The organism is Rosenbergiella collisarenosi, assembly GCF_018494085.1.
Lineage (GTDB): Bacteria > Pseudomonadota > Gammaproteobacteria > Enterobacterales > Enterobacteriaceae > Rosenbergiella > Rosenbergiella collisarenosi.
The window spans coordinates 67023-85831 of the sequence record NZ_JABBFP010000005.1 but is presented as its reverse complement, the minus strand read 5'-3'; the positions used below and the strand labels follow the sequence as shown (position 1 = coordinate 85831).

At 46.7% G+C, this 18809-nt stretch carries 18 protein-coding genes; 8 read left to right on the top strand and 10 right to left on the bottom strand.

Annotated features, from left to right (window positions below; genetic code table 11):
* Positions 1–7 precede the first annotated feature (7 nt).
* Entirely contained in the window at positions 8–346 is a 339-nt protein-coding gene (glnK, locus tag HGT70_RS09810) for a P-II family nitrogen regulator (protein ID WP_071434470.1), read from the bottom strand.
* A gap of 173 nt (positions 347–519) precedes the next feature.
* A complete protein-coding gene (locus HGT70_RS09805; protein WP_214195731.1) occupies positions 520–975 on the bottom strand; it encodes an Lrp/AsnC family transcriptional regulator in 456 nt (151 codons plus the stop codon).
* 109 nt (positions 976–1084) lie between these two features.
* Between HGT70_RS09805 and queC the strand changes: the two genes are divergently transcribed.
* Positions 1085–1780, top strand: coding sequence for a 7-cyano-7-deazaguanine synthase QueC (gene queC, locus HGT70_RS09800; protein ID WP_214195730.1), 696 nt, complete (start codon positions 1085–1087; stop codon positions 1778–1780).
* Positions 1781–1811: 31 nt separating this feature from the next.
* Here the strand turns inward: queC and HGT70_RS09795 are convergent, their stop codons facing one another.
* The 8 genes from HGT70_RS09795 to bolA all read right to left on the bottom strand — a co-directional run bounded on the left by HGT70_RS09795 (position 1812) and on the right by bolA (position 11394).
* Positions 1812–2141, bottom strand: a complete 330-nt coding sequence (locus HGT70_RS09795; RefSeq protein ID WP_071434465.1) for a ComEA family DNA-binding protein — start codon at positions 2139–2141, stop codon at positions 1812–1814.
* A gap of 134 nt (positions 2142–2275) precedes the next feature.
* Complete coding sequence (ppiD, locus tag HGT70_RS09790; RefSeq protein ID WP_071434463.1) at positions 2276–4144, bottom strand: peptidylprolyl isomerase; 1869 nt, start codon at positions 4142–4144, stop codon at positions 2276–2278.
* A 173-nt stretch (positions 4145–4317) separates the two neighbouring features.
* A complete protein-coding gene (hupB, locus tag HGT70_RS09785) occupies positions 4318–4590 on the bottom strand; it encodes a nucleoid-associated protein HU-beta (RefSeq protein ID WP_071434461.1) in 273 nt (90 codons plus the stop codon).
* 172 nt (positions 4591–4762) lie between these two features.
* On the bottom strand, positions 4763–7120 hold the full coding sequence (lon, locus tag HGT70_RS09780) for an endopeptidase La (RefSeq protein WP_214195729.1): 2358 nt from the start codon (positions 7118–7120) through the stop codon (positions 4763–4765).
* Between the two features lie 179 nt (positions 7121–7299).
* Entirely contained in the window at positions 7300–8571 is a 1272-nt protein-coding gene (gene clpX, locus HGT70_RS09775) for an ATP-dependent protease ATP-binding subunit ClpX (RefSeq protein WP_214195728.1), read from the bottom strand.
* Positions 8572–8658: 87 nt separating this feature from the next.
* Positions 8659–9282 (bottom strand): ATP-dependent Clp endopeptidase proteolytic subunit ClpP, encoded by a 624-nt coding sequence (gene clpP, locus HGT70_RS09770; RefSeq protein ID WP_071434455.1) that lies wholly within the window; start codon positions 9280–9282, stop codon positions 8659–8661.
* A gap of 219 nt (positions 9283–9501) precedes the next feature.
* Positions 9502–10800 (bottom strand): trigger factor, encoded by a 1299-nt coding sequence (tig, locus tag HGT70_RS09765; RefSeq protein ID WP_071434453.1) that lies wholly within the window; start codon positions 10798–10800, stop codon positions 9502–9504.
* A 279-nt stretch (positions 10801–11079) separates the two neighbouring features.
* Positions 11080–11394, bottom strand: coding sequence for a transcriptional regulator BolA (gene bolA / locus HGT70_RS09760; RefSeq protein WP_071434451.1), 315 nt, complete (start codon positions 11392–11394; stop codon positions 11080–11082).
* Positions 11395–11550: 156 nt separating this feature from the next.
* Between bolA and HGT70_RS09755 the strand changes: the two genes are divergently transcribed.
* The 7 genes from HGT70_RS09755 to cyoE all read left to right on the top strand — a co-directional run bounded on the left by HGT70_RS09755 (position 11551) and on the right by cyoE (position 18795).
* Positions 11551–12135: a lipoprotein gene (locus HGT70_RS09755; RefSeq protein ID WP_071434449.1), complete on the top strand. Its 585-nt coding sequence runs from the start codon at positions 11551–11553 to the stop codon at positions 12133–12135.
* Between the two features lie 42 nt (positions 12136–12177).
* On the top strand, positions 12178–13650 hold the full coding sequence (locus HGT70_RS09750) for an AmpG family muropeptide MFS transporter (protein ID WP_214195727.1): 1473 nt from the start codon (positions 12178–12180) through the stop codon (positions 13648–13650).
* Positions 13651–14041: 391 nt separating this feature from the next.
* Complete coding sequence (gene cyoA, locus HGT70_RS09745; protein ID WP_071434445.1) at positions 14042–14968, top strand: cytochrome o ubiquinol oxidase subunit II; 927 nt, start codon at positions 14042–14044, stop codon at positions 14966–14968.
* Positions 14969–14970: 2 nt separating this feature from the next.
* Entirely contained in the window at positions 14971–16953 is a 1983-nt protein-coding gene (cyoB, locus tag HGT70_RS09740) for a cytochrome o ubiquinol oxidase subunit I (RefSeq protein WP_071434443.1), read from the top strand.
* Positions 16953–17561, top strand: a complete 609-nt coding sequence (locus tag HGT70_RS09735; RefSeq protein ID WP_071434441.1) for a cytochrome o ubiquinol oxidase subunit III — start codon at positions 16953–16955, stop codon at positions 17559–17561. The genes cyoB and HGT70_RS09735 overlap by 1 nt, the downstream gene beginning before the upstream one ends.
* Positions 17561–17890 carry a cytochrome o ubiquinol oxidase subunit IV gene (locus HGT70_RS09730; protein ID WP_071434439.1) on the top strand — a complete coding sequence of 110 codons (330 nt, stop codon included), beginning with the start codon at positions 17561–17563 and terminating at the stop codon, positions 17888–17890. Before HGT70_RS09735 ends, HGT70_RS09730 begins: the two co-directional genes overlap by 1 nt.
* Positions 17891–17904: 14 nt before the next feature.
* Positions 17905–18795, top strand: a complete 891-nt coding sequence (cyoE, locus tag HGT70_RS09725; protein WP_071434437.1) for a heme o synthase — start codon at positions 17905–17907, stop codon at positions 18793–18795.
* The last annotated feature ends 14 nt before the right edge of the window (positions 18796–18809 follow it).

Genomic DNA, 18809 nt, shown 5'->3' with positions numbered 1-18809 from the left:
GCGCAAATTAGAGTGCCGACTCGTCAATTTCACCGGTCCGAATACGGATAACTCGTTCTAAGTTAGAAACGAATATCTTCCCGTCGCCAATTTTTCCGGTATAAGCAGCCTTAGTGATCACCTCAATAACTTCCTCAAGCTGATCCTCGGCGATTGCAATATCGATTTTTACTTTAGGTAAGAAATTTACGCTATATTCCGCACCACGATAGAGCTCTGCGTGGCCCTTCTGACGCCCAAATCCCTTAACTTCCGTCACTGTTAAGCCTTGAATACCAATTGCAGATAACGCCTCACGAACGTCTTCAAGCTTGAATGGTTTAATCACTACCGTCACTAGTTTCATCTTATCCCCAGACATCCTGCCAATATTAATTTTTATAAAGCAATTTACATGCCAAGGTTAATATTCAACATGGAGAAGATTCATCCCAAGATTGGAGCCGCTGGAGGCTACAAATAGGGCCTAGCGCACTGCCTTTGTGCATGCCTTTTGGCGCATGCTCTGTTATGGTGCAGCTATAGGGGTAAAGCGGTAGTATATTTTATCTCTTCCATTGAGAAGCTTGACGTCACCACACTTAATCCTTCGATACCGTTGACGAGATTTTTGTAAAAATGGTCGTAACATTTCATATCTTTGACTTGAATGCGCAGCAAGTAGTCATACTCACCGGTAAGTCGATGGCAGGCGAGAACTTCCGGCATTGTCGTGATCTGTTGAACGAAATGAATGTACCATTCGCGGTTATGATGAAGTGTTTTCAGAAACATAAAAGCCGTTAGACTAAGGCCTAGCTTCTCGGGGTCGAGTAAAGCAACCTGAGCTTGGATAACGCCCTCCTCATGGAGCTTTTTCAAGCGTTTCCAACAAGGTGTCGCCGTCAAATTTACCGCATCAGCGAGCGCCTGTAGAGAAAGGCTACAGTCTTCTTGTAGTAAGGCAAGTAGCTTGCGGTCTGTTTTATCTATCATTTTAGCGCCTAATGAGATGAGTACGGGATTGCTATCATACTGCTAATTTTGCCGTGACTCCCTTTCTCAAGGTAAAATAACCAGAATATTCGTTCAGAGGTTTTTAAATATGAAAAAGGCTGTTGTGGTCTTCAGTGGGGGGCAGGATTCAACCACCTGTCTGGTGCAGGCGCTGCATCACTACGACGAAGTTCATTGTATTACGTTCGATTATGGTCAACGTCATCAACAAGAGATTGAGGTGGCAAGACAACTCGTCGAGAAGCTAGGGGTAACTGCACACAAAGTCCTCGATGTGACTTTACTCAACGAACTGGCGATTAGTAGTCTGACCCGAGATAATATTCCTGTACCGGGTTATCAGCCTGGTGCTACCGAACTGCCCAGTACCTTTGTGCCAGGGCGTAATATCCTCTTTCTCACCTTAGCCTCAATTTATGCTTATCAGGTAGAGGCCGAGGCGGTGATCACTGGAGTCTGCGAGACCGACTTCTCCGGTTACCCCGATTGTCGAGACGAGTTCGTTAAAGCACTTAATAAGGCCGTCGTACTGGGTATGGCTAAAGATGTTCGCTTTGAGACGCCTTTAATGTGGCTGAATAAAGCAGAAACTTGGGCATTAGCTGATTATTGGGGCCAGCTCACGCTGATAAAAGACCAGACGCTGACTTGTTATAATGGTATTGCGGGTGCGGGATGTGGAGAATGTGCAGCCTGCCATTTACGGGCTAAAGGATTAGCTGATTATCTCGCTGCCCCCGAAAATACCCTGCAGCAACTTAAGCACAAAACCGACTTAGCTTAATAAAAGGGTTACCCGTGGTAACCCCATATTCTTATAACGTTAAGTTAGCTATTACTCGATTAACGAGGCTCTCACCAAAACCGGGAACCTCGATTAATTGCCTCACATCCGTGAATAGGCCGTATTTCTCTCGGTACTCAACAATCGCTTGTGCTTTTTTCAATCCTACGCCATTGAGTTTTCCCGCCAACGTAGCCGCGTCAGCGGTATTAAGATTGACCTTATCGATTGCTACTTGTTGGTTGACGGGGGCGCTGTTAACGACTTTAGCTGCCGTGCTTGTTTGTTGTTGAGCCGCCTGCACACTACCACTGGCCATCAGTAGTGCAAAAATAAAACGGCTTACTGTCTTATTGAGCATTGTAAATCTCCTGTTTAATCGGGCTTACAGCTTAATCTTAAGGAGAAAGACAACCTACTTAGCACTAACAAAAATGGAAAAGGCCGCATAAGCGGCCTTGGATAGATGTTGAATCTCATCAAAAGTTGGGAGCGTTATTGCGTTTGTAGCGCATCTCCATACTTAATTTTGGCATCGCGGCGTAGCTGCTCTAATAGAGAGGTAAAAGCCAGTTGCGCGTTGTTGTCCGTAATACCCGCTACCATCTGCGCTTTTTGCTGCGCGGGTAACTCACCAGCCGTGACCTTATCTAAAGCAATGATAACGACACTCCCTTTCTCGTCTTCAGCAACACCATAACTGGGTGTTTGACCTTGCGGAGGTGTTAGGCCAAAGACAGCTTCTGTCACAGCTGATTGCTGATTACGCTGCAGGGTTTGTGTCTCTGCGAATTTTAAGCCAGCCTGATCGAAGCGAGTCTGTTTGCCTTGACGCAGTTCAGCGATTATCGCAGCAGCCTCGGTTTTAGCCGCCGCTAATGCTTTATCGTGTTTAATTGCATCCGTAATCTGCGCCGTGACGTCGGCCTGCGGTTTAACACTCGCTGGCTGATGGGCAGAGATACGCAGTACGAACGCACGATCGCCATCAACAGTGATGATGCTTGAGTTGCTTCCTGGTGTTCCTTGCTCGCCGAGTAAGGTTCCGTTAAAAATAACTTCTTTAACGGGATCGAAATTCAGCTCGTTCGGCACCGATTGCTGACTGAACCAAGAGGTTTCAACCGCTTTAGTACCCGCGACCTGTTCAGCTGCGGCGAGCGAACCATTGTCGTTGCTCGCGGCGTCGTTTACTTTCTGTTGTAACGCATAAAATTGACTGATAGCGGTTTCTTGTTTCACTTTATCGGCCACTGCCTGATGAACGGTAGACAGCGGTTGTTGCTGTTCAGGCTGTAAATCATCAAGCCGAATAATCAAGAAACCTACAGAGCTTTTTACTACGCCTGACAGTGCACCTTTTTGCGTCAACTTCGCTGAGGTTAGTTCGTCAGGAATTGCGTCCATCTCCATCCAGCCTAGATCTCCCCCCTGCTTTGCAGAGACGGGGTCTTGTGAATTTTTAGTGGCAAGATCAGCAAAGTTGGCACCTTGTTGCAGCTGCTTTAATAAGTCATTCGCTTGCTGTTCGGTCTTAACTTGGATAATGCTGTAGCGCTGGCGACCCTGCTGGCTATAATCTGCCTTATGGCTATCATACCAAGACTGAATATCTTGTTCGCTTGGGTCTTTTTGCAGCGTTTTCGCATCAAGCTTGATATAGCTGACTTTAAACTGCTCAGGAAGTTTAAACGCGTCTTGATGAGACTGGTAATACCCTTTAATTTCATCGTCGTTCACTTTTTGCTGTGACGCTAATGCATTGATATCGATGCTAGCTTGACGAATTTGACGCTGCTGCGAGACAAGATTAACGATACGGTCAGATTCGCTAGGGAGTACAAAGTCGGTGTTACCGACAGCCTGAGCCAGTTGTTGATTTGCCAAGCTTTTACGCAGTGAAGCGGCGTACTGATCTGGCGTATAACCGACACTACTCAATACTGAATTGTACAGCGCGTTATCGAAATGACCGTTAGTTTGGAATTGAGGTACAGCAAAGATGGCTTGCTTAATCTGCGCATCTGTTACCGCTAAATTGAGGGAGTGAACATATTGCTGCAATAGCGTTTGGTCAATTAGCTGGGAGAGCGCCTGCTGACGGAGCTGTTGCATAAATTGCTCGTTTCCTGCTAGCTGTGCATATTGGTCGCCAAGTTGTTGCTGCTGACGTGCACGCTCATTATTAAACGCATTATCAAATTGGGCGCGGCTGATAGTTTCGCCATTTATCTTAGCAGCATAATCATGCGTTCCGCCGATGAGATAATTGCTAACACCCGTTAGCACGAACGAAATAATGATTATTCCCAGTATGATTTTAAGCACAACGTGATTCGACGCTGAGCGTAAATTATCCATCATGATTTGGCAACACTCCACTGTAGTGTAAATTTAACGCTGACCGATGCGGCCTAGGGAAGCAGTAATGCTTACCCGAAAAAAAGGCACATCGCTTGATGTGCCTCTATGTTACATGAGAAGCGTTATCGCGTCCTCATTCCATGAAAAGAAATCGTTTTCATGGCCAAGTAGACTTAGTTAACTGAGTCTTTTAAACCCTTGCCTGCACGGAAGCTAGGGACTTTACCGGCAGGAATAGTAATTTCTTTACCTGTCTGCGGGTTACGCCCAGTACGCTCGGCGCGCTCTTTAACCGCGAAAGTTCCAAAACCGACTAGCGCAACGTCATCACCAGCTTTTAATGATTCAGTCACCGCATCAATAAATGCGTCTAAAACACGTCCTGCAGCTGCTTTGGAAATATCTGCATCAGCAGCAATTTTATCAACCAATTGTGATTTATTCACGTTAACATCCCCTTTATTATTTCATGTCGTAGAGAGTATCCCCTCTCACTTATGAGCTGCTTGTTATAGCAGGCATCGACGCGTGAAACAACGTAAATGCTCTGAATAAACTATAAAAATCAATTTTCGAGATGTCGAATACCGCTACTCGATATTCGACAGGTATACCATGTTATGCTGGCGCGTTGGCGACTTCAATACCTTCAGGCGCACGCTCAAGGGCAAGCTTTAACACTTCATCGATTGTTTTCACTGGGTGAATACTTAAATCAGCGATGACATTCTCAGGAATCTCTTCCAGATCACGTTTATTCTCGAACGGAATCAACACCGTCTTAATCCCACCACGGTGTGCGGCTAATAGCTTCTCTTTTAGACCGCCTATCGGCAAGACCTGCCCACGTAGGGTGATTTCACCCGTCATGGCGACCTCAGCTTTTACCGGGTTACCCGTTAAGCTTGAGACCAACGCTGTACACATCGCGATCCCGGCGCTCGGCCCATCTTTCGGCGTTGCTCCTTCGGGTACGTGCACGTGAATATCACGTTTCTCGTAGAAGTCTTTGTTGATACCTAATGATTCTGCGCGAGAACGTACCACTGTCATCGCCGCTTGAATCGATTCTTGCATGACTTCGCCTAAAGAACCCGTATAAGAAAGCTTGCCTTTACCCGGTACACTTGCGGTTTCAATGGTCAGCAGATCACCGCCCACTTCGGTCCATGCCAGTCCGGTCACTTCACCGATACGATTTCTCTCGTCCGCGCGGCCGTAGTCAAAGCGCTGGACACCCAGATAATCACTCAGGTTTTCAGCATTGATCGTGATGTGCTTGAGTTTCTTATCCAGTAACAATGCTTTCACTGCTTTGCGGCACAGCTTAGACAGTTCTCTCTCTAAGCTACGGACACCCGCCTCACGTGTATAGAAACGAATAATTCCCATAATTGCGCTGTCTTCGACCGTCAATTCACCCGATTTCAGTGCATTACGCTCCATTTGCTTCGGCAGGAGGTGGTCTTTCGCAATATTAAGCTTTTCGTCTTCCGTATAGCCTGAAAGGCGGATCACTTCCATACGATCCAGTAAAGGACCTGGGATATTCATGGAGTTAGACGTTGCAACAAACATCACATCCGAAAGATCGTAATCCACTTCCAAATAGTGATCGTTGAAGGCATTGTTTTGCTCGGGATCTAAGACCTCAAGCAGCGCCGACGCCGGGTCACCACGCATATCTGCGGACATCTTGTCGATTTCATCGAGTAAGAATAGCGGATTACGTACCCCTACTTTTGCCATCTTCTGGATAAGTTTGCCTGGCATAGACCCGATATAGGTCCGGCGATGCCCACGGATCTCTGCCTCATCACGTACGCCACCTAATGCCATGCGGATGTACTTACGGCCCGTCGCCTTAGCGATAGATTGGCCTAAAGACGTTTTCCCGACACCTGGTGGACCGACTAAGCACAGAATAGGACCGCGGATTTTATTGACACGGCTTTGTACTGCGAGATACTCAAGAATACGGTCTTTGACACGATCTAGGCCGAAATGATCCTTATCCAAAGTTTCTTGCGCTTTATGCAAGTCTTTCTTAACCTTGCTGCGCCCGACCCAAGGAACCTGAACCATCCAGTCGATGTAACCGCGTACCACGGTGGCTTCGGCAGACATCGGCGACATCATTTTTAGCTTCTGTAACTCTGCTTCTGCTTTCTCTTTCGCTTCTGCAGGCATTTTCGCTTCATCAATTTTGCGCTTTAATGCCTCGAACTCGTCGGGAACGTCGTCCATTTCGCCGAGTTCTTTCTGAATAGCTTTCATTTGCTCATTCAGGTAATACTCGCGCTGGCTCTTCTCCATCTGCTTTTTGACACGATTGCGGATCCGTTTTTCGACTTGTAACAGGTCGATTTCCGATTCCATCATCGCCATCAGGTACTCGAGACGCTGATTAACCTCTGACATCTCAAGTACCGATTGCTTATCTGCCAGCTTCAGTGGCATATGAGCAGCGATAGTATCGGCCAGGCGTGCGGCATCCTCGATATTGTTTAATGAGGTCAGTACTTCCGGTGGAATTTTCTTGTTAAGCTTGATGTAGCCTTCAAATTGGCTCACCGCAGCACGGATCAGAACTTCTTGTTCACCATCGTCGATATCCGGGCTTTCAATATATTCAATCTGAGCTGTGAAGAACTCTTGGCTATCATCAAGTGCCGTCAGTGTTGCGCGTTGCACCCCTTCGACCAATACCTTAACGGTCCCATCGGGTAGCTTTAACATCTGTAGAACAGAGGCTACGGTACCGACCGTAAACAGGTCATCGATACTTGGCTCATCCGTTGTCGCTTCTTTCTGAGCGACCAGTAAGATTTTTTTATCATTATCCATTGCCGACTCTAAGCAGCGGATAGATTTTTCGCGACCAACGAATAACGGTATCACCATGTGCGGATAAACCACTACATCGCGTAAGGGTAACACGGGAATATCAATGTGTTCGGAACGCTCAGAAGTCATAGAGCTCTCTCTTAGTTTAATTTCCGCGGATTATGATAGGCCAAACTCTGTGACTTACCACGTCTAGATGATTAACATATGGGGATGATATTAAGATATTCAACGGTCTAACGGTGAGAAAAATAAAGGGGAAATGTAATTTCCCCTTTATAGATGTATCACGTTAACTTTATTACTAATTACTCGCCTGAAGCTTGCGCCTCTTGATTAGCATAAATTAACATCGGCTCTGAAGTACCTGCGATAACATTTTCGTCGATGACGACTTTTTCAACACCTTCAATAGAAGGAAGTTCATACATCGTTTCGAGTAACGCGGCTTCCACGATCGAGCGTAGCCCACGAGCACCCGTCTTGCGGCTCATTGCTTTTTCAGCAATAGCAACCAGTGCCTCTTCACGGAACTCTAGCTCTGCGCCCTCAAGATTAAAGAGTGCTTGATATTGCTTGGTCAATGCATTCTTAGGCTCACGCAGAATCTGAATCAACGCTTCTTCGCTCAGCTCGCTAAGGGTAGCAACAACCGGTAAGCGCCCGATGAACTCTGGGATTAAGCCAAATTTAATCAAGTCTTCCGGCTCAGCTTGCGCAAGTAACTCGCCTTCTGCCGCTTTCTTCGACGGATCTTTAACTTTCGCGCCAAAACCAATACCGGAGCCGGTTTCAACACGCTGAGCGATCACTTTATCCAAGCCAGCAAATGCACCGCCACAAATAAACAGAATTTTGGACGTATCGACTTGTAAGAACTCTTGTTGCGGATGTTTACGTCCACCCTGCGGCGGTACAGCAGCAACAGTGCCTTCGATCAGTTTCAGTAAGGCTTGTTGAACCCCTTCACCCGACACGTCGCGTGTGATGGAAGGGTTATCTGACTTACGTGAGATTTTGTCAATCTCATCAATATAAACGATACCGCGTTGCGCTTTCTCTACGTCATAATCGCACTTCTGGAGCAATTTCTGGATGATGTTTTCGACATCTTCACCCACATAACCCGCTTCAGTCAGTGTTGTTGCATCTGCCATAGTGAACGGTACGTCGAGTAGCCGTGCCAACGTTTCGGCGAGCAGCGTCTTACCACTTCCGGTCGGACCGATCAGTAAAATATTACTCTTGCCTAGCTCAACACCATTAGCGGTATCGCCATTACGCAGACGTTTGTAGTGGTTGTAAACCGCAACAGAAAGGACTTTCTTCGCCTTTTCTTGCCCAATCACGTAATCATCGAGATGCGTGCGGATGTCGCGGGGAGTTGGCAGTGAATCGCGCCCACGATGCGGAGCAACTTCCTTTATCTCTTCACGAATAATGTCGTTGCATAAATCAACACATTCATCACAGATATACACTGACGGTCCGGCAATTAGCTTACGTACTTCATGCTGGCTTTTGCCGCAGAAAGAGCAGTACAGCAATTTACCTGAACCCTCTTTGCGCTTATCAGTCATCAGTTAGCCTCTTCTCAGTGTTATCAATGCCAGCATCACTCTTAGGGTTGATGCTCGGCGTTTGGTATTACAGTATCGCCCTCGCCGCTATTGGCGATGGGTTAAAATGGAGTCGACCAAGCCATAGTCTACGGCTTCCGCGGCAGACAGGAAACGATCCCGCTCAGTGTCACGCTCGATCTCTTCAAGGGTTTTACCCGTATGTTTAGCCATTAACTCATTCATACGCTGTTTTACTTTCAATATTTCTTTCGCATGAATTTCGATGTCAGAGGCTTGACCTTGGTAACCGCCCAAAGGTTGGTGGATCATGACGCGTGAATTAGGTAAGCAGAAGCGTTTACCTTCTGCTCCAGCTGTTAATAAGAACGCACCCATAGAACAGGCTTGTCCCATACAGATGGTGCTTACGTCAGGCTTAATAAACTGCATCGTATCATAAATGGACATCCCCGCGGTGATCACGCCACCCGGTGAGTTGATATAAAGATAGATATCTTTTTCAGGGTTCTCTGCCTCAAGAAAAAGCATCTGCGCAACAATCAAGTTTGCCATATGGTCTTCAACCTGACCGGTCATAAAAATAACGCGTTCTTTTAATAAACGTGAATAAATATCGTAAGAACGTTCGCCGCGCGAGGTTTGCTCGACAACCATGGGAACCAGTGCCATTTGGGCAGGCGTCATTTCGGGTTGATTACTGTATGACATAAACCATCTCCTGGGTAAATTTCTTGAGCAACGCTTGTCGCTTTAAGTAACAGCAGCCATTAATTCAGCGTATTTTACATTCATTCAAGCATAACAAGGTTTTTATTAATACGCGAAGTAGATTACTGCGGTTCAGAAAATTCTTTTCAAGGGGGTACGACAAAAAAAGGCCCGTGATTTGCGATCACGAGCCTAATTCAATCGTTAATCTATTACGTCTTAAGCTGGTTGGTTCATCAGTTCTTGGAACTTCGCAGCTTTTTCGGTAACTTTTGCTTTTTCTAAGATGAAGTCAACCGCTTGCTCTTCTAGCGCAACGTTGCGCATGTTGTTCATCATCTCTTTATTGGTGCTGTAATACTCGATCACTTCTTGTGGATCTTCGTACGCAGCAGCCATGTCGGCGATCATCGCGTTAACACGCTCTTCGTCCGCTTTTAACTCGTTAGTGTTGATCACTTCGCCGAGTAATAAGCCAACCATGACGCGACGTTTAGCTTGCTCTTCGAATAGCTCGCGTGGCAGTTCTAACGCTTGTTGCTCGTTACCACCGAAACGTTGAGCGGCTTGACGACGTAGCACATCGATTTCACCGTCGATTAACGCTGCTGGAACGTCGATCTCGTTTTGAGCTAATAGGCCGTCGATAGCTTGAGTTTTGATGCGATTACGCACGGCACCTTTCAGCTCACGTTGCATATTTTTGCTGATTTCAGCGCGTAGGCCGTCAACGGAACCGTCCGCCACGCCAAAACGTTGAATAAACTCTTCAGTTAATTCCGGCAATTCGCGCTCTTCAACTTTCTTCAGAACGATATCGAATTTAGCGTCTTTCCCTTTCAGGGTTTCAGCGTGATAGTCGTCAGGGAATTTAACGTCGATAGTAAATTCTTCACCAGCCTTATGGCCGACAACACCTTCTTCAAAGCCTGGGATCATACGACCCTGACCCATCGCAAGGACGAAGTCAGAAGATTTTCCGCCTTCGAACTCTTCGCCGTCGACAGAACCCGCGAAATCGATAGTTACGCGGTCTTCAGCCGTAGCGGCTTGAGCAGTTTCTTTCCAATCTGCTTGTTGCTTACGCAGCGTGTCTAGCATGGCATCGATGTCTTCATCGTTGACGTCAACAACCGGTTTTTCGATCTCGATGTTCTCTAGCCCTTTTAATTCAACTTCTGGGTAGACTTCGAATTCGACAGAGTAAGTAAAATCTTCGCCCAATTTGTACTCGCCGGGTACATAGTTCGGCGCGCCAGCTGGGTTGATTTTCTCTTTAATGATCGCATCGATGAAGTGACGAGACATAAGTTCGCCCAGAACATCCTGACGCGCAGAAGCACCATAGCGCTTTTCGATGATGGTCATCGGGACTTTGCCTTTACGGAAACCATCAATACGCGCTTTTTTCGCGATATCAACCAGTTCTTTCTTCACCGCACCTTCGATGTTGTCGGCAGGGATAGTCATGGTAATGCGACGGCCTAGGCCTTGTGTTGTTTCAACTGAAACTTGCATCTTGTTACCTCAAAAAATCACGTGCTCGATTAGCTTCATAATGAACAGGAAAAAGATTTGCTGTTCCGCAACAAATTATGTTGATACGGCTTAAACAACATCCCTGTTACCAGAAGCGTCACGAAGACATTCTGGAAAAATAGACGCCGCATTATAGCGGCATCGAGGATATGAGTCGAGATTTGGCAGGGTTTCGAGGGAGGATTCTGCGTAAATTTTATCAATTAAGGGCACATTCTGAGACAAATCGGGTGCATGCCTAATAAATCTGCATTAATTTTAAGCAATCATTCCTGCACCGCGACAGTCCGGTGATGATAAAACGGTGTCTTGCAGGCCTGCCCACTCTTTAGGGGTATAAGTATGTAACGCTAAAGCGTGTACGCCGCCCGCTAGCTCCGCGGTAAGGATGCTATAGATGGCACGGTGCCGTGCAAGAAAACGCTGCTCCGCGAAGTGATCAGAAACAATAATTACTTTAAAGTGGCTTTCTGATCCGGCCGCTACGTTGTGGCGATAACTTTCGTTCTGTACATCAAGATGTATAGGTGAAAAAGCCTGAAATAATTTTTCTTCAATCGTCTCGCGTATCATAATAAGTCCCTCGCTATTAAGGCATCCAATGACCTTAAATAAATTGTAGCGTTTATTTCTTGTTACATACTACTTTTACGAAAAAAAAACGTGCTATTTTAGTGACGGTACCGCATTGGCGGTTTAATTTAATATGAACATTCGAGTGGCAAATTCATGGCTCTTCTGAAAAAATTTGGTTTCCCCTTACTGGCCTTATTTTTACTAGCGGGTTGCGCAGCCCCAAGCAACACCATCGATGTAACCCCCCAGATTCGTTTACCTCAGCAAGATCCGAGCTTGATGGGTGTAACAATTAGTATTAATGGTGCAGATCAGCGTACCGATCAAGCACTGGCTAAAGTTAACCGCGACGGACAACTGGTTACCTTAACCCCTTCTCGCGATCTGCGCTTTCTTCTCCAAGAAGTATTAGAGAAGCAGATGACAGCGCGCGGATATATGGTCGGGCCGGCTGGCGCAGTAGACCTACAAATTATTGTGAATAAGCTTTATGCCGAGGTTACCCAAGGTAATGTCCGCTATAGCATCACTACCCAAGCTGATATCTCCATTATTGCTACTGCGAAAAACGGTAATAAGCAGGTGAAAACTTACCGTCAGAGCAATAACATTCAGGGAGCATTCAGCGCGACTAACGCTAAGATTACCTCCGCGGTAAACAGCGCGTTGACCGACGTGATTAGTGATATGGCAGACGACACTTCAATTCACGAGTTTATTAAACAAAACGCTCGCTAGCTGATAGTATGGCTGTATGTTTTCTGCATACAGCCATTCATCATGACCTTACCTCTACGATTAGTCACTTTCTCCCGTAGTACCGCAGTATTATTACTACTCGGTTTTTCTTCCGGCCTTCCTCTCGCACTTACCTCGGGGACGTTACAGGCTTGGATGACCGTCGAAAATATTGACCTTAAAACGATTGGCTTTTTTTCTATGGTAGGTCAGGCCTATGTCTTCAAGTTCCTCTGGGCCCCGCTAATGGATCGCTATTCTCTCCCTATCGTGGGTCGGCGCAGAGGCTGGTTAGTGGCTAGCCAATTACTGCTGGTCTTACTCATAGCGGCAATGGGGACCATTAATCCCAGTTCGGGATTATTTTCACTCGCTTTACTCGCCGTCGCGATCGCTTTCTGTTCAGCGTCACAAGATATTGTCTTCGATGCATGGAAAACGGATGTTCTCTCTGCTGAAGAGCGTGGTAGTGGCGCAGCCCTCACTGTCTTGGGCTATCGTCTCGCCATGCTTGTCTCGGGTGGACTGGCACTCTGGCTGGCGGACCGCTACCTCGGTTGGCAACATACCTACTTTCTGATGGCTGGCCTGATGTCCCTCGGACTTATCGGCTCATTGCTGGCCAAAGAGCCTGCACAAGCGGCCACGGCCCCACTTTCGCTGCGCCACGCCGTCGTCGACCCACTCAAGGATTTTTTTCAGCGTAACAATGCCTGGTTAATGATTACGCTTATCATTTTTTATAAGCTAGGCGATGCCTTTGCCGGGGCGTTAAGTACATCGTTCCTCATTCGCGGACTTGGGTTCAGTGCTGGCGACGTAGGATTAATAAATAAATCACTAGGACTGATTGCGACTATCATCGGAGCCTTGTACGGCGGGGCGCTGATGAGAAGGTGGAGTCTGTATCGGGCCCTAATGGTATTTGGTATAGCCCAAGCCGTGAGTAATCTGGCTTATTGGGTGCTCACGGTGATCCCTAGCCATCTCTGGTCTATGGGTACTGCGGTGTTTATTGAAAACTTGTGCGGGGGCATGGGAACCGCAGCGGCGGTAGCCCTCTTGATGTCGCTATGTAATCGGCGTTTTTCAGCAACGCAGTTTGCCCTTCTCTCAGCACTTAGCGCGGTGGGACGTGTCTATGTCGGCCCTATCGCCGGTTGGCTGGTCGACTCCTGGCATTGGTCCGGCTTTTATGCCTTTACAGTCGTTGCGTCGCTGCCTGGTTTACTGTTATTACGTGCTGCTAAATCGTCGTTACTGAGTCTCAATCAAGAGACTCCGTTTGTCGCCCGAACGCAATACTTTCGTTACTATTCATTAACCACCAAGCTCTTCTTATTCGGCACAACGCTCGCAGGAATCGGGTTAATCTTGATGGTCGTTACCGGTTTACTGAAGTTAACTGAATTGCCGATGACACAACCCTTGTTAGGTTATGGAATTGGTATTGCGGCGATAGCCACGCTGCTGGGAGTTGCATTGGATGTCGCTGCGCGGAAAAAAGCGACATAAAATGCTTATTTTTTTATTATTAGGAATAATTCCATTTATCGAAAAATTTGTTTATTGCTTGTTTAGTGAGTGACTGGCTGCAAACTCACTAGGTAAATATGACTGAATGCTACAAGATATGGTTTTTTATGTTACGCAAATGATACGCAAACTGCGTAGTTATAGCAGAAGGAATAATGAAAACAGGCTATCAATAGGCTTTTGTTATATTAAGGCCAACTAATTGATGGTGTTGATAATTTCCATGGGTTAATAAATTTTGTTAAATGTCTCAAATAACCATCTACACTTTACTGACAGAACCTCAAGCAGGTTTACACTACCCCAACGTTACCGTAAAATACAGATACACTTAAACGACAATACAGCCCTTTGTCATTGAGGTCGTTAAATGAGACTCAAGAAATACAAAAATAGTTTGGGGATTTTGTCACTACTTTCAGCCACTCTGCTCATGAGTGGTTGTGATAGTGCACTTTTAAATCCTAAAGGTCAGATTGCACTGGAGCAACGTTCACTAATACTGACAGCCTTCGGCTTGATGTTGATTGTCGTCATTCCAGCAGTCTTCATGGCAATTGCATTCGCCTGGAAGTATCGGGCATCGAATACAAACGCTAAATACTCACCTAACTGGTCACACTCTAATAAAGTAGAAGCGGTAGTCTGGACTGTTCCAATCCTGATCATTGTCTTCTTAAGCGTGCTGACATGGAAAAGTACTCACTCTCTAGAACCGAGCAAACCTATCGCTTCCGATGTAAAACCTGTCGAAATTGATGTCGTTGCTTTAGACTGGAAATGGCTGTTTATTTACCCTGAGCAAGGTATTGCAACAGTTAACGAGATTGCTTTCCCAGCTAACACTCCGGTGCATTTCAATATCACATCAAACTCTGTGATGAACTCGTTCTTTATCCCTACCCTGGGTAGCCAAATCTATGCGATGGCTGGAATGAGAACGCAATTGAACCTGATTGCGAACGAAGCAGGCACTTTTGATGGTATCTCGTCTAACTATAGTGGTCGTGGATTCTCTGGTATGAAGTTTAAAGCCATTGCCACCAACACTAACGCTGAATTCCAGCAGTGGGTAGACAAGGTCAAGACTGCACCTAATACGCTGACTACCATGGATCAGTTTGAGAAGGTGGCTGCACCGAGCGAAAACAATCCAGTGGAATATTTCTCAAATGCTAATCCTGAACTGTTTACACAAGTTGTCGACAAGTTTATGTCTAGCCACGGAAAAATGAACATGCCTGCTCACGCTGGTATGGACATGAATCACACCGCTTCAGCCGGAGCAGAGGAATAATCATGTTAGGAAAATTAACATTAGCGGCGGTTCCCCTCGACGTACCAATCGTCATGGTGACCATCTCCGCTATTATCCTGATTGGTCTGGCACTCGTTGCCGCCATCACTTACTACGGTAAGTGGAAGTATCTGTGGACAGAGTGGTTTACCTCTATTGACCACAAAAAACTCGGTATCATGTACTGCATCATGGCTTTCGTGATGTTACTGCGTGGTTTCGCCGATGCCGTCATGATGCGCAGCCAGCAGGTTCTTGCTTCAGCTGGCGAAGCAGGCTTCCTTCCGCCGCACCACTACGACCAAATCTTTACCGCGCATGGCGTGATTATGATTTTCTTCGTAGCGATGCCTTTCGTTGTTGGTCTGATGAACATTGCCGTCCCGCTGCAAATCGGTGCGCGTGATGTTGCCTTCCCATTCCTTAACAACTTAAGCTTCTGGTTCACGGCAATCGGTGTCATCTTGGTAAACCTGTCACTGGGTGTGGGCGAGTTCGCACAGACCGGTTGGCTGGCCTACCCTCCTCTGTCGGGTGCTGAATACAGCCCAGGCGTAGGGGTCGACTACTGGATTTGGAGTCTACAGCTTTCAGGTATTGGTACGACACTGACTGGGATTAACTTCTTCGTCACGATTCTGAAAATGCGTGCCCCTGGCATGACCATGTTCAAGATGCCAATCTTTACTTGGACAGCTCTGTGTACCAACGTTCTGATTATCGCGGCGTTCCCAGTACTGACTGTTACCTTAGCGCTGTTGACCCTTGATCGTTACTTAGGCTTCCATTTCTTTACTAACGAAATGGGCGGTAACATGATGATGTACGTGAACCTAATTTGGGTTTGGGGACATCCAGAAGTTTATATCCTTGTGCTTCCTGTGTTCGGTGTCTTCTCTGAAGTTACTGCGACATTCGCTAAAAAACGCATGTTTGGTTACACCTCAATGGTGTGGGCAACGGTTGCGATCACCGTACTGTCATTTATCGTTTGGTTACACCACTTCTTCACGATGGGGTCGGGTGCCAACGTCAATGCCTTCTTCGGTATCATGACAATGATTATCGCAATCCCAACAGGGGTTAAGATCTTCAACTGGTTGTTTACGCTGTATCAAGGTCGTATCGAGATGACTGCACCTATGCTGTGGACCATCGGCTTTATCGTGACCTTCTCGGTCGGCGGTATGACGGGTGTTCTATTAGCGGTTCCTGGTGCTGACTTCGTCTTACACAACAGTCTATTCCTGATTGCTCACTTCCATAACGTGATTATCGGTGGTGTAGTCTTCGGTTGTATGGCGGGTGTGACCTACTGGTTCCCGAAAGCCTTCGGCTTTAAGCTAGACGAGAAATGGGGCAAACGCTCTTTCTGGTTCTGGATCATCGGCTTCTTCGTTGCCTTTATGCCGCTGTACGCATTAGGCTTCATGGGTATGACCCGTCGTTTAAGCCAAAACATCGATCCACAGTTCCACCCACTGCTTGTCGTGGCAGCGTGTGGTGCAGGCCTGATTGCACTGGGTATCCTTTGCCAGCTGATTATGTTCTACGTCTCTATCCGTGACCGTGAACTGAATCGTGACCTGACTGGGGATCCATGGGGTGGTCGTTCTCTTGAGTGGGCAACCTCTTCTCCACCTCCGTTCTACAACTTTGCGGTAATTCCAGAAATCAATGAGCGTGACTCATTCTGGGAAATGAAGCAAAAAGGTGAAGCCTACAAGAAACCTGCGCACTATGAAGAAATTCATATGCCTAAAAATAGTGGTGCTGCAGTGGTTATCGCTGCCTTCGCAACTATCTTTGGCTTCGCGATGATCTGGTACATCTGGTGGTTGGCGGTTGTCTCTTTTGTTGGAATCTTGGCGAGCTGGATCATCAAGAGCTTTGACGAAGACGTGGATTACTACGTTACCGTTGAAGAAATCGAACAGATTGAGAACAAACACTTTGAAGAACTTAGCAAAGCAGGTGTGAAATAATGTCTTCTCTATCTAAACACCACGACGCCCATGGAGAGCATGGGCATCACGATGCAGGAGCCAATAAGATTTTTGGCTTCTGGATCTACCTGATGAGTGACTGCATTATCTTTGCAACCTTGTTTGCAACCTATGCAGTAATGATGAACAGCACCGCTGGAGGCCCTGCAGGACACGACATCTTTGAACTGCCTTATGTTCTTGGTGAGACTGCCCTACTCCTCCTAAGCTCTATTACTTACGGCATGGCAGTTATCGCCATGAATAAAGGTAATAAAGGAACGGTCAATGCTTGGTTAGTATTAACGTTCCTCTGCGGTCTAGGATTCATCGGGATGGAAATCAACGAATTCCATCACCTGATCTCTGAAGGCTTCGGTCCTCAGCGTAGTGGCTTCCTGTCTGCGTTCTTTACTTTGGTTGGTACCCATGGACTGCACGTTACTTGTGGTCTGATTTGGATGCTAGTCCTGATGTTCCAGATCGCAACGCGTGGCCTGACGCCAACTAACCGCACTCGTATCATGTGCCTGAGCTTGTTCTGGCACTTCTTAGATGTGGTGTGGATCTGTGTGTTTACCATTGTCTATCTGATGGGGGTCATGTAATGAGTCATTCAGCAACGGAACATGGCGCATCGCATGGTAGCGTGAAGTCGTACATGATTGGCTTCATCCTTTCTATCATCCTGACAGGAATCCCTTTCTGGATGGTGATGGATGGAAGTTCAGCACATTCAACTACGCTCGCAGTGGTTGTAATCTGTGCGGTAGTTCAGGTTATCGTCCATTTGATCTACTTCCTTCACCTTGACAGTAAGTCTGAAGGTGGTTGGAACCTAGTGGCTATCGTCTTCTCAGCAATCATTATTTTGATTGTTGTCGTGGGCTCGCTCTGGATCATGTGGAACCTTAACTACAACATGATGCCCCACTAACTGAGTTATTCGTAATGATTAAGCAATACCTACAAGTGACAAAACCAGGAATTATCTTCGGAAATTTAATTTCTGTGATCGGGGGTTTTTTACTCGCCTCTAAAGGCAGTATCGACTTCCGCTTATTTTTCGTTTCACTGATTGGCGTCTCTCTCGTCGTCGCATCGGGTTGTGTTTACAACAACGTGATCGACCGCGATATTGACCACAAGATGGAAAGAACGAAAAACCGAGTTCTGGTGAAGGGGCTCATTTCAACAAAAGTGAGCTTGGCGTACGCCACCTTGTTAGGTATTGCTGGTTTTGCGGTACTCTACTTTGGTGCTAACCCGCTAGCGATGTGGCTAGCGGTGATGGGCTTTGTGGTTTATGTCGGTGTCTACAGTCTCTATATGAAGCGTAATTCCGTTTACGGTACGTTGATTGGTAGTCTGTCTGGTGCCGCACCTCCCGTGATTGGCTATTGCGCCGTCACGGGCAGTTTTGATGCGGGCGCATTGATCTTGCTTGCAATCTTTAGCCTATGGCAAATGCCTCACTCTTATGCCATCGCTATCTTCCGCTTTAAAGATTATCAAGCGGCAAATATTCCGGTGTTACCTGTTGTTAAAGGTATCTCCGTCGCTAAAAACCATATTACGCTGTATATCATCGCGTTCATGGTGGCGACTCTAATGCTTTCTCTGGGCGGTTACGCTGGCTATAAGTATCTCGTCGTCGCAGCGGCCGTTAGCTTGTGGTGGCTAGGTATGGCCCTCTCAGGCTATAAATCAGAAAACGACGATCGGGTTTGGGCGCGTAAGCTTTTCGTCTTCTCTATCGTCGCTATCACCGCGTTAAGTGTCATGATGTCAGTCGACTTCATGGGACCGGGCTCAACCGACCTCCTCACTTACGTGCGCTAATCTCTAATTTAGCT

Excerpts from the sequence above, each read along its gene's own strand:
- clpX (WP_214195728.1), bottom strand. The coding sequence starts at position 8,571 with ATGACTGATAAGCGCAAAGAGGGTTCAGGTAAATTGCTGTACTGCTCT.
- tig (WP_071434453.1), bottom strand. The coding sequence starts at position 10,800 with ATGCAAGTTTCAGTTGAAACAACACAAGGCCTAGGCCGTCGCATTACC.
- HGT70_RS09735 (WP_071434441.1), top strand. The coding sequence starts at position 16,953 with ATGTCTTCTCTATCTAAACACCACGACGCCCATGGAGAGCATGGGCAT.
- bolA (WP_071434451.1), bottom strand. The coding sequence starts at position 11,394 with ATGATACGCGAGACGATTGAAGAAAAATTATTTCAGGCTTTTTCACCT.
- HGT70_RS09730 (WP_071434439.1), top strand. The coding sequence starts at position 17,561 with ATGAGTCATTCAGCAACGGAACATGGCGCATCGCATGGTAGCGTGAAG.
- cyoB (WP_071434443.1), top strand. The coding sequence starts at position 14,971 with ATGTTAGGAAAATTAACATTAGCGGCGGTTCCCCTCGACGTACCAATC.
- ppiD (WP_071434463.1), bottom strand. The coding sequence starts at position 4,144 with ATGATGGATAATTTACGCTCAGCGTCGAATCACGTTGTGCTTAAAATC.
- queC (WP_214195730.1), top strand. The coding sequence starts at position 1,085 with ATGAAAAAGGCTGTTGTGGTCTTCAGTGGGGGGCAGGATTCAACCACC.
- cyoA (WP_071434445.1), top strand. The coding sequence starts at position 14,042 with ATGAGACTCAAGAAATACAAAAATAGTTTGGGGATTTTGTCACTACTT.
- lon (WP_214195729.1), bottom strand. The coding sequence starts at position 7,120 with ATGACTTCTGAGCGTTCCGAACACATTGATATTCCCGTGTTACCCTTA.
- HGT70_RS09755 (WP_071434449.1), top strand. The coding sequence starts at position 11,551 with ATGGCTCTTCTGAAAAAATTTGGTTTCCCCTTACTGGCCTTATTTTTA.
- cyoE (WP_071434437.1), top strand. The coding sequence starts at position 17,905 with ATGATTAAGCAATACCTACAAGTGACAAAACCAGGAATTATCTTCGGA.
- HGT70_RS09805 (WP_214195731.1), bottom strand. The coding sequence starts at position 975 with ATGATAGATAAAACAGACCGCAAGCTACTTGCCTTACTACAAGAAGAC.
- HGT70_RS09750 (WP_214195727.1), top strand. The coding sequence starts at position 12,178 with ATGACCTTACCTCTACGATTAGTCACTTTCTCCCGTAGTACCGCAGTA.
- glnK (WP_071434470.1), bottom strand. The coding sequence starts at position 346 with ATGAAACTAGTGACGGTAGTGATTAAACCATTCAAGCTTGAAGACGTT.
- clpP (WP_071434455.1), bottom strand. The coding sequence starts at position 9,282 with ATGTCATACAGTAATCAACCCGAAATGACGCCTGCCCAAATGGCACTG.
- HGT70_RS09795 (WP_071434465.1), bottom strand. The coding sequence starts at position 2,141 with ATGCTCAATAAGACAGTAAGCCGTTTTATTTTTGCACTACTGATGGCC.